We start from the raw sequence: 15,980 nt of genomic DNA, 5'->3' as shown, positions 1-15,980 counted from the left end.
ACACGTTCAGACATGGCAGAGCCTTCCGGCGGAGGAGCAGATCCGCCGGGTCCGGGGCCGATATCTGGCCCATGACCGTCGCTCAGCCGTCGGGCGTTGTCAATTCAGGCGCCGGGGCGGACCCGATGGAGAAGGCGCGTGGCCGGGACGGGGTGACCGGATACCGTCCCGGCACGGGGCGCGGCGCTGTGATCGCCGGGGTCGACGACGACGCCGGGGGACCCGCCGGGAAACGAACAGGAGCAGGGCATGGTCGAGCCGTACAACGCCGTCGGGTTGATCCCGACGTTCTGGGGGATCCGCACCCGGGCCGACATCGAGCACAACCTCGAACACCTGGAGAGCCTGACGAAGGCGGCGTTCTGGCTGTCGAGCCTGGACATCCCGGTCCGGATGCTCGCGATCCCGGAGGGGGCGCTGCAGGGGTTCAACGACGAGATCCTCGACGTCGACCACACCGAGTTCGCCCACACGTGCGCGATCGACGTCCCGGGACCCGAGACCGACCGGCTCGGCCGCCTGGCCCGGCAGTGGGGCGTCTACGTCATGGCCCAGGCCAAGGCGCGGCATCCGGACTGGCCGGACCTGTTCTTCAACGTGGGGCTCGTGATCTCCCCCGAGGAGGAGATCGTCCTGGTGCACTACAAGCTCAACGCGTTGCTCCCGGTCGAGCGGTCGGTGTCGCCGCACGACCTGTTCGACTGGTGGGTCGAGCGCTACGGCCGGACGCTGGACGCGTTCTGGCCGGTGGCCGACACCCCGATCGGCCGGCTCGGGGTCATGATGGCGATGGAGGGCAGCTACCCGGAGAACGGGCGGGGGCTGGCCTTGAACGGGGCCGAGGTCGTCTACCGGGCCTCGCTGCCGGTGCCGTTCACCGAGAACGACGTCTTCGAGATCTCCAACCGGGCCCGGGCGATGGAGAACAACTTCTACGTCGTCGCCCCGAACATCGGCGGCTACCACCTGTACCCGGAGAGCCCGCAGCCGATCGACGCCGGCGGGGGCCGCTCGATGATCGTCAACCACCGTGGTCAGATCGTCGGCAAGCAGTTCGACACCAGCGGGTCGACGTTCGTCAGCGGGCCCGTCGACATCGAGGCGCTGCGGCACCACCGGGCCACCGCGCAGATCAGCAACTGGGCCAAGGACATCCGCTCCGAGCTGGCGCAGATCATCTACGAGCGCCCGATCTATCCCAAGAACCTCTACCTGGACCGGACGCCCCCACGGCACGAGGAGTACCGGCGGGAGGTCATCGACCGGCAGGTGGAGCTGCTCCACGACCTCGACGTCTGGCGGCGCCCGACCCACCGGGATCCCTCCCGGTAGGGGCGGCGGCGGACAGGCGCGTCCGGATGAGTGACGGGCAGGGCCGAGTGTGGCAATCGGATCCGGTTTCGATACCGGTCCGTAACCGACTGTCGGCCGATTCGTTGAATCGGCAACAGAGGGGGTCGCCGTGCCAGGACCGAGATGGGATCCGGACGGGCGTCTGTGGGTGCTCGACGACGAGCCGACGCCACGACGCAACCGGCGTCGGTCGGTCGATGTGATCGATCGACCGGATGCCGGCCCGGAGTACGACGACCCCGACGACGGGGAAGCGGAAGCCGCCTACGGCGCACCTTCCCGGCCGGATCACGGCGGCCGTCGGCGTGAGCCGGAGCGGGCTGCACCTGTACGGGGCGACGACGGACGGGGCGACGACGATCGCGGCGCGACCGGCCGGCGTCGTCGGCCGGCGGACCCGACCCCGACCCCGACCCCGACCCCGACCCGCCGACCGGTCGCGACCTCCGGGCCGGGGGCACCGGAGCGGTGGGACCGCGGGCCGTCGGAACGGCCGGGCGCGGCCCGCGACCGGTGGCACGATCCCGCCGGCGGGACGCCGTCCCGACGGCCGTCGAGCGACCTCGCCGACCGCTACGGATCCGGTCGCCACGCCGGGGACGACCCGGGCGCGGACGACCTGGGCGCGGACCGTCACGGCACCGACCGTCACGGTGCTCGCCGGGCCGCGGACCCGGTCGGCTTCGACGGCCGGCCGCCGCGTCGCCGCGCGCCCCAACCGTTTGAGCCGGACGAGATCCCCGCCGACGACGGGTACCGGCGCGCCCGCCGCGCGGCGGACGTCGCTCCGTCCGCCCACGACCGGCCCCGGCGCGGTCGCCACGGCTCGGGCGGGTACGTCGACCGCATCGACGCGGGCGGCCATGCCGCCGACCGCCACGGCGCGGACCGGCACGCGGCCCCCGACCATGGCATCCGCCACGGCACGGGCGACGTCGACGACCGGTACGAGGCCGACGCCGGGGGCCGTGTGCCCGCGGCCCGCCACGGCGCGCCCCGCTACGACGACACCCGCTACGACGAAGCCCCGTACGACGACACCCCGTACGACGACGTCCGCTACGAGGACGCGCGGTACGACGACCGCGCCGGGCACGGCCCGGACCGCACCGTCGGGCCGGAGCCGGGCCGCCACGGCCCCCGATACCGGGCGAACGGCCACGCCCGGCCCACGGCGGACGCCGCCGGGCGCCTCGACCGCGGCCGGCCCGGGTACGCGCCCGGCGAGTTCGCACCGGACGCGTACGACGACCGCGATCCCGGCGACGGCTTCCCGCAGGGGTTCGCGCCGGACGAGCGCGACGCGTACGAGCCCGGTACCCACGGGCCCGGCACGTTCGAGCGCGACGCGGACGTCCGGACGGCTCTGCTCCCCGTCGGCGGAGGCGGTCCGGGCCGTCGCCGTGCACCCGACGTCGACGATCTCGACGCCCCCGTCGAGGAGGAGCCCATGGCCGGGGCGGCCGTCCTCGCCGCGGAGGAACCGGGCGAGGAGGCGCCACGCCGTCTCGCACCGAGCGGGGAGGACGACGAGCCGGCCCGGCGGCGCCGGTGGCCGTGGGTCGTCGGCGGCGTCGCGGCGGCCGCAGTCGCCGTGACCGTCGGGCTCATCGTCCTCGGCGGGACCGAGGAGCAACGCGCCCCCGCGCTCGCCGACAACGTCGTCGGGCTCGACGCGTCCTCCGGCAACGGGCAGCCCGGGGCCGCGCCGGCCGCGTCCAGCGCCGCCCCGCAACCGGCGGCGGCCCAGGTCACCTACGAGGTGACCGGGTCCGGGTCGGCGGACACGATCACGTTCGGCCGGGGGTCGTCCGTGGCCCAGGTCTCCGACGCGGAGCTGCCCTGGACGCGGACCGCCCCCGCGGTCGAGGGGACCGCCGAGTACACGGTCACCGCTGCCGGCGGCTCCGGCGAGATCTCGTGCAAGATCCTCGTCGACGGCGCCGTCCTCGCCGAGGAGAAGGCCGACGGCGACTTCGCCGCGGTCTCCTGCAGCGCTCGACGCTGAGGGGTCGCCGCTGACGGGTCGTCGCTGGGCGCGCCGCTGCGGGGACGCCGGGCCCGGGTCGGTCAGGCGGCCCGGGTGAGGGCTCCGTGGTCGGGCAGGGCGATGGCGTCGGCCGGCGGGGTGCGGTCCAGGGCGGGGATCCTGCCGAGGGCGTCGCCGACGGGGCCCGCGGCGATGCGGAGCCCGGCGCGGAGCAGGGACTGCTGCCACCGGGCTCGCGGGTGGGCGTGGCGGGGGAGGACACGGGCCTGGGCGCGGTCGGCCAGCGGCCGGATGGTGCTCTCGTACCGGGCGAAGGCGGCGGGGACGTCGTCCGGGGTGGCGCCGAGCTCGCCGGCCAGCACGTAGGCGCCGGCGAGCGCGGTCGTGGTGCCGGTGCCGAACGGGCCGGCGCACCACGCGGCGTCGCCGAGCAGGGCCACCCGCCCGCGGTGCCAGGTGGGCAGGCGGACGCGGGCGATCTGGTCGACGTAGAGCGGGGCGTCGTCGAGCGCGGCGAGGATGCGCGGGGTCTCCCACCCGAGGTCGCCGTAGGTCTCGCGGAGCACGGTCACGACGTCGGCACGGTCGAGCCGGTCGAGTCCGCGCACGTCGGACTGCAGGCTGAGCATCGCGCGGGTCGACCCGACGTTGTCGGGGCGCACGTGCACGAGGCGTCCGCGGCCGCCCCAGAACACCCGCCACTGCCGGTCGTCGCCGGGGGTCCGCGGGATCGTGGCGTAGACGGCCAGCAGTCCGAGCTCGTCGATGTCGGTGTCGGGGAAGACGAGTGTGCGGGTGCGGGATCGCGAGCCCTCGGCGATCACGACGGCGTCGAACCGCCGCGCGGGGGAGTGGGCGAACTCCACGTCGACGCCGCGGCCGTCGTCGTGCAGGGCGGTGATCCGGTCGCCGAACAAGTACTCGGCCGACCCGGCGGAGTGGTCGTAGACGATGCGGGAGAGCTGTCCGCGCAGGATCTCCAGCTCCGCGGTCACGCCACCGACGTCGTCGGTACCGGCGGGGAACGTGGCGTAGGGGTGTCCGTCGGCGTCGACGCAGGCCACGCCGGTCTCGCTGGTGTGGTGGGCGCGGACGGCGTCCTCGAGGCCCATCCGGCGCAGGACCTCGCGGCCGTTCCCACGGACGTCGACGTTCTGGCCCTCGTCGCGCAGATGGTCGAACCGCTCGACGACGGTGACGTCCCACCCGGCCGCGGCCATCCACGACGCGGCGGTGGGGCCGGCGATGCTCGCGCCGGAGATCAGGACGGTGGGTCTGCTCATGGGGGATGTCCTCTCAAGGTGGTGCCTGCACCCGGTCACCCGGTACTTAAGTTGCTTAAGCTTAAACAGCTTAAGTGATTCCGTGTGATTGGATGCGGCCCCATGACCGAGATGCCCGCGCGCGGGGAGGCCACTCGCGGGGAGTCGCTGCAGCAGGTGGCGGACCGGTGGGATCCTGAGCTGGGCCCGCTGGACGCCGCCACGCTCGCGGTGAGCACGCTGATGGGGGCTTCGCAGGACCTCACGGTGCGCCTGGCGCGGGCGATGCAGATGAACGTCACCGACATGAACGCGATCATGTTGCTGACCGAGCACGGGCCCATGGGAGCCACCGCGCTCGCCGGCCGTCTCGGCGTCACCCTGGCCGCGACGACCATCCTCGTCGACCGGCTGGAGCGGGCCGGGCACGTCGAACGGGTCCGCGACAGCACCGACCGGCGCCGGGTCACCCTCACCGAGACCGCCGCCGCGCGCACCACGGCGCTGACGGCGTGGCGGCCCACCATCGAGGACATCGACGAGGTCTGCCGCACCCTCACCGAGAGCGAACGGGAGCTGGTGCTCGACCTGCTGGCCCGGCTGACCGAGGTCGTCCGGCGAGGCGGGCGGTCATGAGCCCGTGCGGGGCCGATCCGTGCGTGGCCGATGACGCGGCCGGTGTCTCAGTCCCGGAGGTCGGGCACCGAGAAGATCGGCGTGGACGACGAGGTGGTCTCGCCCGGGGTCGGGTCGACGACGTCGAACAGCTCCAGGGTCCCGGTGACCTGCAGGGCGCGCCGCGCGGAGCGGGAGTCGCCGCAGGCCAGCTGGAATCCGACGCCGGCCGCGGCGGCCTCGTCGCGGGCGGAGATCAGGGCGGCCAGCCCGGCCGAGGCCAGGAAGCTGACACCACCCAGGTCCAGCAGCAGTCCCGACGCCCCGGCGAGCGTGGACGCGATCTGCTCGGCCAGGAAGGGTGCGGTCGCGGTGTCGATCTCGCCGCGAGCGTGCAGGACGACCGTGCCGGCCGGGTGCGGCCGCGCGGTCACGCTCAACGCCCCGAACGTCATCGGGACACCGGCGGTCACGCCGACGGCCCGGTCGTCGTCGGTCGTACGATCCTCGGATCCACTCATGACGGCGCCGTTCCCCTCTCAGGCGGCCCCGTGCGGGCCCGCCTGCATCGATCATCGCAGCCGGTGGCGCCGCGCGTGCGGTTTGGACGCCGTCGGGCCGTCGGCACAGGAACGGTCAGGCGGGCTCCCGGGCGGAGGCGGGCCGCTCCGGGGTCAGGACGTGGTCGACCGCCGCGTACAGGGTGTCGTTCTCGTGCTGCAGGATCGAGTCCTCGGCCGGTAGCGCCCGCTCCATGCCGAGCCCGTTCAGGACGGTGAGCAGGAACCTCGCCCGCCGGGTGTTGTCCCCTTCGGGGAGGGCGCCCTCGTTCGCGAGGACCGTCAGCCAGTACTCGACACGGCGACGCATCTCGCGCTCGATGGCGAGGTAGGCCGTGCGCAGCTCCTCGGTCGGCTCCGGGGCGATGAACTGCTCGACCATCGTCAGTGTGGCCACCCGTGCCTGTGACCCGACCCCGGCTCCCGCGAGCACCTGGCGCAGACAGTCGACCAGCCGGTCCCGGGCCGGCGCGGAGCCGTCGTGGATCCGGTCGTCGGGGGCCACGAGATCGTAGATGCGCGTGAGCACCTCGTCCTGCAGCTCGCGCTGGGTCGGGAAGTGGTAGCGCAGCGAGCCCGTGCTCACCCCCGCCCGTGACGCGACCGCCCGCACACTCAGCGTGCTCCCCGGGCCCTCGCCGAACAGTTCCATCGCCGCCAGCAGGACCTTGTCCCGGCTGCTGAGCCTCTGCCTCTTCCGCTCGTCCACACGCACCTCCCCTCGCATCGTACTAACACACCGTGCTAGCTTCTCGAGCAGGCGACTAACACAGTGTGTTACACGGAGGGGGAGACATGTTGACCGAATGGAAGCGGCGTCGGGCGGTGCAGCGGGTGAAGCCCGGCGACGGGCGGGAGCTGAAGCGTTTCCGCTGGTGGCAGATGTTCGCCGGACGCGCGCTGCTGCACCTCGACCTGCCCGGCCGCGACGGCCGCGGTGTCCGGTACTCCGTCGACGTGCGCTACATGGGCAGCGGCGAGAACGGCGAGGTCGTGGCGCAGCTCTACCGCGACGGACGGCACCACGCGTCGTCGCGGACGCCCGCCGTCCTCCCGGTCGAGGGTGGCGCGATCGAGGTCGCGACCAGTGCCTTCGGGGTCAGACGCTGCCACTACGTCGCCGACGACGGCGGGGAGCGCCGGCTCGTCCCGGACCCGGCCTCGGGCGAGGGGCGCCGGGCCCGCCTCGAACGCGAGCGTCCCGCGCTGAGCCGGGCGATCGGCGCCGTCTCCGTCGTCATGCTGGTCGTCGGGGTGGGCCTGAACCTCGTGCAGATCCTGGCCGCGCTCTCCCGGATCCCACCGATCGCCGAGAACATCGGCGTCCTCGTGTCCCCGATCCACCTGCCGATCTGGCTCAACATCGCGCTCGGCCTCGCCGCCGCACTCGCGAGCACCGAACGCGCGCTCCGGATGCGCCATCACTGGCTGCTCGACGCGGTCGGGAACTGACCCGATGACCGACGGAGGACGGGGAACGATGCGACGACGACGTACCGCGGTCCGCGCGACCGCGCTGGCCGCGCTGGTCGGCCTGGCCGGTGCGGCGATGGCGGCACCGGCGGCGGCACAGGAGCGCGAGCGGGGTCCTGTGCCGTCCGCCGCGGGACCGGCGTGGGGACCGTGCCCGGCGGACGTGGTGGCGCCGCTGGTCGACCTGCGGTGCGCGCCGGTCACGGTGCCGCTGGACCACCGCGAGCCCGGCGGTGAGCAGATCCAGATCATGGTGTCCCGCGCGGCGAGCCCGAAACCGGAGAAGCGGCGCGGCGTGCTGATGCTCAACCAGGGAGGACCGGGCGGCTCCGGGCTGGCTTTCGTGAACGACCTGGTGAAACGCGGCCTGCCGGCGAACGTCCAGGAGAGCTACGACATCATCGGCTTCGACACCCGCGGCGTCGGGCACTCGGCCCCGGTGAGCTGCGGTTTCACCACCGACCAGGACTACACCGGCAACATCCCGCCCTACGCCGCCGACGACGCCGCGGTGTCGGAACAGGCCGCGATCGCGAAGGACGTGGCGCAGCGGTGTGCCGCCCACGACCGGAACGGGCACCTGCGCCACGTGTCGACGGCCAACGTCGCCCGCGACATGGACCGGATCCGTGCCGCGCTCGGCGAGGAGAAGATCAGCTTCCTCGGGTTCTCCTACGGCTCGGCGCTGGGGGCGGCCTACGCGTCGCTGTTCCCCGGCCGGACCGACCGCGTCGTGCTCGACAGCAACGTGGGCGACACCCACCTCGACCAGGGCGGGATCCGGCGCTACGGCCTCGGTGCGGAGGAGACGTTCGGCGACTTCGCACGCTGGGCCGCCGACCGGCACGGGACCTACGGGCTGGGCGCCACCCCGGAGGCGGTGCGGGCCACCTACTTCTCCCTCGCCGCCCGCCTCGACGAGACGCCGTCGGCCGGGATCGACGGACGCGTGTTCCGGCTGGCCACCTTCGCCGGCCTGTACGGGCCGACCCTCTACGGGGTGACGGCGGCGACCTGGCAGTCGCTGCTGACCGGTGGCACCGCCCCGGCGCCCGTCCCGCCCCCGGGACCGTCGCCGTCGGACACCATGTTCTCGGCGTTCATCGCGACGACCTGCAACGACGTCGCGTGGCCGCGCGACGTGGAGAGCTACCGCCGGGCCGTGGCGCAGGACCGCGAGCGGTACCCGGTGTTCGGCGCGGCGGCCGCGAACGTCCTGCCCTGCGCGTTCTGGCCGCACCCGCCGGCCGAGCCGCCCGTCGCGGTGTCCGGCGAGGGCCCGGCGAACGTCCTGATCGTGCAGAACCGGCACGACCCGGTCACCCCGCTGCGCGGCGGGCAGCTGCTCGACGAGAAGTTCGGCGACCGCTCCCGGCTGCTGGTCGAGAACGGCAGCGGGCACGGGGTGTACGTCGGCGTCGGCGACAGCGCGTGCGCCCTGGACACGACGACGGCCTTCCTGGTAGGCGGGCCGCTCCCGCCCGGCGACGTCACCTGCGGCTGACCGACCGGTCCGTCGGCGCGACGGACCACGGGCTGCTGCTCGACCTCCTCGCCGGGCTCGGGGTCCGGACGGCGGCCCGGTCCTGTGACCTCGCCCGGTGTGGGGCCGGCAGGGACGGCGGGGCCGGGGCGCCCCGCCTAGGGTCGGACACCGTGATCCCCGACGTCCCGCTCCCCGTCGCCGCGGCCTGAGGCCCGGTGCTCCGACCTCGATCCCGCCCGCTGGCCTTCGCGACGGCGTCGGTCTCCTTCGTCCTCGTCTCCGTCGCGGCCGGGGTCCCGGCACCGCTCTACGTCGTCTACCAGCGGTCCTACGGCATCTCGACGGTCGCGCTCACCGGGGCGTTCGCCGTCTACATCCTTCCGCTGCTGGTTGCGCTGCTGTGCTGCGGCAGCCTGTCGGACCACCTCGGCCGGCGCCGGGTGGCCGTCCCCGCGCTGGTCGTGGGTGCCCTCGCGTGCCTGGTCCTGACGACCGTGGACTCGACGGCGCCGCTGATCGCCGGGCGGGCGCTGCAGGGGGCGGCGGTGGGGCTCTCGCTGGGCGCGCTCGGCGCGTTCGTCGTCGACCTGGCCCCTCCGTCACGGCCGGGGCCGGCGGGGGCGATCACCAGCGGTGCGCCCCCGGCCGGTATCGCCATCGGGGCACTGGCCTCGGGTGCCGCCGTGCAGGTCGCACCGGTCGGCGCGCCCGTCTGGTCCTTCGTGGTCGTCGCCGCGCTCCTGGTCGTCGCCGCGGTGGCGCTCGCGCTCCTGCCGGAGACGGCGGTCCGGCGTCCCGGTGCGCTGCGGTCGTTGCGGCCGGTGGTCCGGGTGCCCGACGCGGCGAAGCCGGTTTTCGCGATGGTGTGCCTCGTCGTCGCCGCGACCTACGTCCTCGGTGGTTTCACCCAGGCGCTGGCCCCGTCGCTGGCGGCCTTCGTCCTGGGCCGCGACGACCTGTTCAGCGGCGCCCTGGCGGTCGCGGTCTACCACCTCGCGGGGCCGGTGGCCGGTCTCCTGGCCGGACGGCTGCCCGCCGGTCGGGCGCTGACCGGCGGGGCGGCCGTGCTGGCGGCCGGCGCCGTCGGGTTCGTCGCCGCGATCGCCGCCGGGAGCTTCGCCGCCTACATGGCCGCCGCGGTCGTGGCCGGGGCCGGGTTCGGTGTCGCGTTCGCCGGCGCCATGCGGGTCCTGCTGGCCCGGAGCCCGGAGGGCGCGCACGCCGGCACGCTCGCGGCGGTCTACCTCTACTGCTACCTCTCGGCCGCGGTGGCGAGCCTGGTGGCCGGTGCGGCGGTGGAGGTGTGGGGACTGGCGCCGGTGGCGTCGGTCCTGTGCGGGGTGGTCGTGGTGATGCTCGCCGCGGGCGCCACCGGGTCCGTGCTCCGGATGCGCACCGGCGGACGCGGGGGAGTCGCCGACTAGCGGATGTGCCAGTCGTCACACCCGGGTGTTTCCGTTTCACTGGACGGGTCCTGCGCCTTCTCGGCGCGTGTCACGGCCACCCACCCGAGGAGCCCTCATGACGGACCGTCTCCGCTTCGGCGTCTTCCACGCACCGTTCCACCTGCCGATGGGCCAGAACCCGCACCTCGCGCTCAAGCGCGACATCGAGTTCGTGCAGCACCTGGACCGCTTCGGGTTCGACGAGGCCTGGATCGGTGAGCACCACTCGTGCGGCGCCGAGCTGATCGCGGACCCGATGACGTTCATCGCGAACGTCGCGCCGAAGACCACGTCGATCAAGCTGGGCACCGGCGTCGTCTCGCTGCCCTATCACAACCCGCTCTGGATCGCGGACCAGTTCGTCCTGCTCGACCACCTCACCGAGGGCCGGGCCATGCTCGGCCTCGGCCCGGGCGCGCTCACCACGGACGCCCGCATGATCGGCCTGGACCCGCTGGGCCTGCGTGACGCGCTGGAGGAGGACGTCGACGTCCTCATGCGGCTGCTGCACGGCGAGAAGGTCACCATCACGACCGACCGCTACACCCTGCAGGACGCGATGTGCGAGGTCCTGCCCTACAGCGACTTCGAGTGGGCGGTCGCCGCGATCGCCTCGCCGACCGGCCCGCGCATCGCCGGCAAGTGGGGCGGCGGCCTGCTCTCGGTCGGCGCGACGCTGTCCGCGCTGGCGCCCGACGGCGTCGACACCCTCGCCCTGCACTGGAACGTGATGGAGGAGGTCAGCGCGCAGAACGGCCACGTCGCCGACCGCAAGGACTGGCGCCTGGTCGGGCCGATGCACGTCGCGGAGACCCGGGAGAAGGCCCGCGAACAGGTCAAGCACGGAATCGACGCCTGGTTCGACTACATCCAGGACGTCCAGGCTGCCGCGCACTTCGCGGTCGCCGGCCGGACCACCGAGGAGCGGACCGACTTCATCATCAACTCCGGCGTCGGCGTCATCGGCACCCCGGACGACGCGATCGAGCAGATCTCCAAGCTGCAGGCGCAGTCCGCGGGCGGGTTCGGCGCCTACCTGCTCATGACGCACGAGTGGGCGAACTGGCACGACACCATCCGCTCGCACGAGCTGATGGCCGAGCAGGTGTTCCCGGCGTTCCAGGGCTCCACCGAGGCGCTCCGGTACAGCGCGCAGTGGGCGATGGACTCGCGTGCCGGGCTGGCCGAGGCGCAGCTCAAGAGCGTCCAGAACGCCGTGGACAAGCACGCCGCGGAGCAGAAGGCGCGGGCCTGACCGCTCGGCCCGGGCCGGACCCCGCCGGGGCCCGGCCCGGGCCGGCGCCGGTCAGACGACCCCGCGTTCCCGCAGCTCGGCGAGGCGCTCGGGGGTGATCCCGGCTCCACCCAGCACGTCGTCGGTGTGCTGCCCCAGCTCGGCGCCGAGCGAGCGCACGGAGCCGGGGGTCCGGGAGAGCCGGAACAGCACGTCCGGCATGCGGACCGGTCCCAGCTGCGGGTGCTCGTACGTGCCGATCGAGCCGATCGCCTCGTACTGGGGGTCGGCGAGGATGTCGGCCGCCGAGTGGACCGGGGCGACGGGGACGCCGGCGGCGCGGCAGGCCACGGTCGCCTCACTAGCGGTGCGGGCGGCGAACCACGGCACGATGACGGCGTCGATGTCGTCGGTGTGCGCGTGGCGCCCGTTGGCGTGGGCGAACCACGGCTGCGTCGCGAGCTCCGGGGCACCCATCAGTGTCACGACGCTGGTCGCGGTCGAGGCGGTGCTGGCCGACAGCGCGACCCACGCGTCGTCGCTCGTGCGGTACATCCCGCGCGGGGCGTTCATCTCCGCGGAGTTGCCGGTGCGCTGCAGGGTGCGGCCGAGCTGGTCCTGGGTGATGACCTGCGGTTCGAGGATCGTGAGCAGCGGCTCGATGATCGACAGGTCGACCTCCTGCCCGACACCGCTCGACGCCCTCTCGTAGAGCGCGGTCATGATCCCGAGCGCGGTGGAGATCCCGGTGACGCCGTCGGCCAGCCCGAACGGGGGCAGGGTCGGCTCGGCGGCCGGGTCGCCGTTGCGGAACGCGAACCCGGACATGGTCTCGCCCATGGTGCCGAAACCGGGCTCGTTCGCCAGCGGGCCGGTGCGGCCGAAGCCGCTCACGTGGGCCAGGATCAGGCCGGGGTTGGCGGCCGAGAGCTCGTCGTAGCCCAGGCCCCAGCGTTCCAGGGTGCCCGGCCGGAAGTTCTCGACGACGACGTCGGCGTCCGCGGCGAGGGTCCGGAAGATCTCCTGGCCCTCCTCGCTGCCCAGGTAGAGCGTCACGCTCTTCTTGTTGCGCCCCAGCATCAGCCACCACAGCGGTACGCCGTCGCGGTCGTAGCCGTGGTGCCGGGCCGGGTCCCCGTGCTCGGGATGCTCGATCTTGATCACCTCGGCGCCGAGGTCGCCGAGGATCATCGCGGCCAGCGGCGCGGCGATGACCGTCGAGACGTCCAGGACGCGCACGCCCTGCAGCGGCAACCGGGGTTCGGGGGCGGTCACCGTCCGAACTCCGGGGCGCGCTTCTCGACCAGGGCACGGACGCCCTCGCCGTAGTCGGGATGGGCCATCAGCTCGCTGATCAGCTCCTTGCTGCGGTCGACCGACGCGGCCGGGTTCGACGCGAGCAGGTCGTCGTAGAGCTGGCGCTTGGTCACCGTCGTCGCGGTGGGGGAGAGGCGCGCGAGCATGCGCGCGTACCCGGTGACGGCGTCGTGGAACTCGTCGGGACCGAGGACCTCGTTGAAGAAGCCCATCCCGCCGAGCTCCTGGGCGCGCAGGATGCGCCCGGAGAGCAGCACGTCGGCGGCGTGGGTGAGCCCGATGATCCGCGGCAGGATCCAGGACAGGCCGTACTCGACGGGCATGGCCAGCTTCGCGGTGGCGGTGGTGATCTTGGCGTCGACCATGCCGAACCGGATGTCGGCGTACGCCGCCATGGCCAGGGCCACCCCGGCACACGCCCCGTTGACGGCGCAGATCAGCGGGAAGCGCAGGCCCAGCTGCCAGCTGACGTCGGCGTCGAACTCCGGCCGGACGCCGTAGCCGGGATTGGCCACCTCCTCGCGCAGCCCGCCGTCGTAGCCGCCCCCGCCGACGTAGGACGAGAGCGCCTTGGTGTCCGCACCGACGCAGAACGCCCGTCCGGCGCCGGTCAGGACGGCGACGCGCACACGCTCGTCGCGCTCCAGCTCGGCCATGATCCAGCGGTACTCGGCGTGCATCCGCCCGGTCCAGGAGTTGCCGCGGTCGGGCCGGTTCAGCGTGACGGTGGCGACGCCGTGGTCGTCGACCTCGACCCGGGTGACCTTCAGCTCCACGTCGTGCTCCCTGCTCGTCGGATGACGCCGTCCTCGGCCAGCCGCACCAGGTCGGCCTCGCCGTACCCGAGCCCGGTGAGCACGGCGTCGGTGTCGGCGCCGAGCACCGGTGACGCACCGCCGGTCCCGGCCCGTCTCCCGTCGACGATCAGCGGGGACGCCAGGTTGCGGACCGGCCCCACCGCCGGGTGGACGGAGTCGTAGGCCAGGCCTCGGCCGCGCACGAGCGGCGAGTCGAGCGCCGCGGCGAGGGAGTGGACCGGCGCCGCCGGGACCCCGGCCGCGGTGAGGTCGCGGACCCAGGCGGCGACGTCGCCGCCCGCCAGACGGTCTCCGATCAGCGCGTCGAGCTCGGACTCGTTCGCCTTGCGCCGGTGCCCGTCGGCGAAGCGGTCGTCGTCGGCGATCCCGAGCACGGCGGCCGCCGCGCGCCACTGCTCGTCGCGGACGGCGGAGAGCACCAGCCAGCCGTCCCGCGCCCGGTAGCGGCCGCGGGGCGCGCGGTCGCGGTCCCGGCTCCCGGTCCGGGTGACGTCCTCGTCGCCGTTGAAACGGCGCTGGGCGACGTCGGAGAGCAGCGCGATCAGGACGTCGTGCAGGGCGAGGTCGACCCAGCACCCGTGCCCGGTGCGCTCCCGGCCGCGCAGTCCGGCGAGGACGGCCAGGGACAGGTAGAGCCCTCCGGCCATGTCCCCGATCGGCACCCCGATCCGTACCGGGCGGTCGTCCGGGTCCCCGGTCAGCTCGATCATGCCGGCCATGGCCTGGTTCACCAGGTCGAACGAGATCTTCTCCCGGAGCGGCCCGGTCGCGCCGAACCCGGACAGGGAGCAGTACACGAGGCCGGGGCGGCGCTGCGCGAGCGCGTCCGGTCCCAGGCCGAGGCGCTCCATCACACCGGGCCGGAAGTTCTCCACCAGGACGTCCGACTCGTCGATCAACGCGAGCAGGACCTCGCGGCCGGCCCCGGACTTCAGGTCGAGGGTGACGCTGCGCTTGCCGCGGTTGAGCGACATGAAGTACGCGCTCTCCTCGCCCCAGAGCGGCAGGTTGCGGCGCGTCGGGTCGCCGATCCGCGGCTCCTCGACCTTGACGACATCCGCGCCGAGGTCGGCGAGGACCTCGGTCGCGCAGGGGCCGGCGAACATCCGGGTCAGGTCCAGCACCCGGATCCCGGCCAGCGCGGCACCCTCCCGTGTCCCGGTCCGGGGATGCGGGGGACCCGGCTCGCCGAGCGCGGCGACGACGTCCTCGGTGTCGGCGCCCGGACGGGGTACCGGGCCCGGATCGGGCCGGAACGTCGCGCCGCCGGGGTGGCGGACGTGGAAGGGGGAGCCGACCGTCCGCGTCGCCGCGCCGTCGGGCCCGGTCACCTCGGGCACCATCCCGCGGGCCAGGGTGTGCTCGAGCGAGACGGCGGAGTCCAGGGACAGCACCGGGCCCGCCGGGACGTCGGCCGCGGCGAACACCGCGACCCACTCGTCGACGGTCCGCCGCCGCAGGATCGGGGAGAACTCGGCGAGCAGCTCGTCCTTGGCCCGCAGCCGCCGTCCGAAGCTGCGGTACTCCTCGGCCGTGGCCAGGTCGTCACGGCCGGCGGCGGTGGCGAAGTTGCGCCAGAACTGTGAGGTGAACGGGGCCACGACGACCTCGCCGTCGGCGGCCTCGAACGAGTTGTAGGGAAAGATCGTCGAGTGGCCGGTGCCGACCCGGGTCGGCACCTCGCCGTCGGCGAAGTAGCCGACCGCCATGTAGCTGAGCAGCGCGACGGAGACGTCGGTCTTGGCGACCTCGACGCGGCGCGGCCCGCGTGCGACCACCCCGGCGAGGACCCCGATCGCGGCGAAGATCCCCGCCCCGAGGTCGGCCACCGGGATCCCGGCCTCACACGGCGGGCCGCCGGCGAACCCGGTGAGGTCCATGTTGCCGGACAGCGCCTGGACCAGCAGGTCCTCCGCGTCCGGATCGGGGGCCGGCCGGGCGTCGGCCGGTGCGTCGCCGAACGCGGAGACCGAGCAGTGCACCACCTCGTCGAGTCGCGCCGGTGGCGAGCCGCCCCGCCACGACGCGTCCTCCTCGACGACGACGTCCGCCCACCCGAGCAGACGCTGCGCGAGGTCCCCCGATCCCCGGCCGGCCACGACCGACCGCTTCCCGCGGTCGAACGCCACCCGCGCCGCCGAGCCACCGTCGGACCCGCCGGTCTCGACCTTGACGACGTCCGCACCGAGGTCGGCGAGCAGCGCGCCCGCGAACGCCCCGGCCCGGTGGGTGCCGACCTCGAGGACACGTAGCCCGTGCAGCGGGGCCGACTCGTTCCGGGACACCCGACTCCCCTCGCTGGGACTGGATCTGGGTCGCCACCCGAGCGGTCGCTCACCCGGGATACCCGATCGGAGGTTCGCATCGCCTCTTCGTGCCTGTCAAGGACGGCGAGACCCGGTCCGGACGGTGGCAGACTGTTCGTTT

Annotated in this window: 13 protein-coding genes; 7 read left to right on the top strand and 6 right to left on the bottom strand. The window is 73.9% G+C overall.

The annotated features are described in order from the left end of the window. Positions 1-249 precede the first annotated feature (249 nt). Together EV383_RS18900 and EV383_RS18895 are read left to right on the top strand one after the other, a co-directional pair. Positions 250-1,332 (top strand): nitrilase-related carbon-nitrogen hydrolase, encoded by a 1,083-nt coding sequence (locus tag EV383_RS18900; protein ID WP_130291138.1) that lies wholly within the window; start codon positions 250-252, stop codon positions 1,330-1,332. Between the two features lie 220 nt (positions 1,333-1,552). After that, positions 1,553-3,361 carry an MmpS family transport accessory protein gene (locus EV383_RS18895; RefSeq protein WP_130291137.1) on the top strand — a complete coding sequence of 603 codons (1,809 nt, stop codon included), beginning with the start codon at positions 1,553-1,555 and terminating at the stop codon, positions 3,359-3,361. Between the two features lie 62 nt (positions 3,362-3,423). On the opposite strand, the gene EV383_RS18890 is transcribed toward EV383_RS18895, so the two are convergent. Then, positions 3,424-4,626 (bottom strand): FAD-dependent monooxygenase, encoded by a 1,203-nt coding sequence (locus EV383_RS18890; RefSeq protein WP_130291136.1) that lies wholly within the window; start codon positions 4,624-4,626, stop codon positions 3,424-3,426. 102 nt (positions 4,627-4,728) lie between these two features. Here EV383_RS18890 and EV383_RS18885 point away from each other — a divergent pair, with 102 nt between their 5' ends. Then, on the top strand, positions 4,729-5,241 hold the full coding sequence (locus tag EV383_RS18885; RefSeq protein ID WP_130291135.1) for a MarR family winged helix-turn-helix transcriptional regulator: 513 nt from the start codon (positions 4,729-4,731) through the stop codon (positions 5,239-5,241). 47 nt (positions 5,242-5,288) lie between these two features. Here the strand turns inward: EV383_RS18885 and EV383_RS18880 are convergent, their stop codons facing one another. Both EV383_RS18880 and EV383_RS18875 read right to left on the bottom strand, forming a co-directional pair. Beyond that, positions 5,289-5,741, bottom strand: a complete 453-nt coding sequence (locus EV383_RS18880; RefSeq protein ID WP_130291134.1) for an STAS domain-containing protein — start codon at positions 5,739-5,741, stop codon at positions 5,289-5,291. Between the two features lie 115 nt (positions 5,742-5,856). Next, a complete protein-coding gene (locus EV383_RS18875; protein WP_242623199.1) occupies positions 5,857-6,489 on the bottom strand; it encodes a TetR/AcrR family transcriptional regulator in 633 nt (210 codons plus the stop codon). Positions 6,490-6,575: 86 nt separating this feature from the next. Here EV383_RS18875 and EV383_RS18870 point away from each other — a divergent pair, with 86 nt between their 5' ends. From EV383_RS18870 to EV383_RS18855, 4 genes are all read left to right on the top strand, one after another. Continuing rightward, positions 6,576-7,232 carry a hypothetical protein gene (locus tag EV383_RS18870; RefSeq protein WP_130291132.1) on the top strand — a complete coding sequence of 219 codons (657 nt, stop codon included), beginning with the start codon at positions 6,576-6,578 and terminating at the stop codon, positions 7,230-7,232. Between the two features lie 28 nt (positions 7,233-7,260). Beyond that, positions 7,261-8,757 carry an alpha/beta hydrolase gene (locus EV383_RS18865; protein ID WP_207223576.1) on the top strand — a complete coding sequence of 499 codons (1,497 nt, stop codon included), beginning with the start codon at positions 7,261-7,263 and terminating at the stop codon, positions 8,755-8,757. A 197-nt stretch (positions 8,758-8,954) separates the two neighbouring features. Next, the gene (locus tag EV383_RS18860; protein WP_130291130.1) at positions 8,955-10,163 is read left to right on the top strand and encodes an MFS transporter; all 1,209 of its coding nucleotides are present in this window, start codon (positions 8,955-8,957) and stop codon (positions 10,161-10,163) included. Positions 10,164-10,260: 97 nt separating this feature from the next. Next, entirely contained in the window at positions 10,261-11,439 is a 1,179-nt protein-coding gene (locus EV383_RS18855; RefSeq protein ID WP_130291129.1) for an LLM class flavin-dependent oxidoreductase, read from the top strand. 51 nt (positions 11,440-11,490) lie between these two features. Here EV383_RS18855 and EV383_RS18850 read toward each other — a convergent pair whose 3' ends face one another. From EV383_RS18850 to EV383_RS18840, 3 genes are read right to left on the bottom strand one after another with little or no spacing between them, the layout of a single operon-like run. Further along, positions 11,491-12,693, bottom strand: coding sequence for a CaiB/BaiF CoA transferase family protein (locus EV383_RS18850; RefSeq protein WP_130291128.1), 1,203 nt, complete (start codon positions 12,691-12,693; stop codon positions 11,491-11,493). Further along, positions 12,690-13,511 carry an enoyl-CoA hydratase-related protein gene (locus tag EV383_RS18845; RefSeq protein ID WP_130291127.1) on the bottom strand — a complete coding sequence of 274 codons (822 nt, stop codon included), beginning with the start codon at positions 13,509-13,511 and terminating at the stop codon, positions 12,690-12,692. Before EV383_RS18845 ends, EV383_RS18850 begins: the two co-directional genes overlap by 4 nt. After that, entirely contained in the window at positions 13,502-15,838 is a 2,337-nt protein-coding gene (locus EV383_RS18840) for a CaiB/BaiF CoA transferase family protein (RefSeq protein WP_130291126.1), read from the bottom strand. The genes EV383_RS18845 and EV383_RS18840 overlap by 10 nt, the downstream gene beginning before the upstream one ends. Positions 15,839-15,980 lie beyond the last annotated feature (142 nt).

The organism is Pseudonocardia sediminis (assembly GCF_004217185.1).
In the GTDB taxonomy this organism is placed as follows: domain Bacteria; phylum Actinomycetota; class Actinomycetes; order Mycobacteriales; family Pseudonocardiaceae; genus Pseudonocardia; species Pseudonocardia sediminis.
Note: the sequence above shows the minus strand (reverse complement) of the source record. Positions and strands in the feature narration are given on the sequence as shown.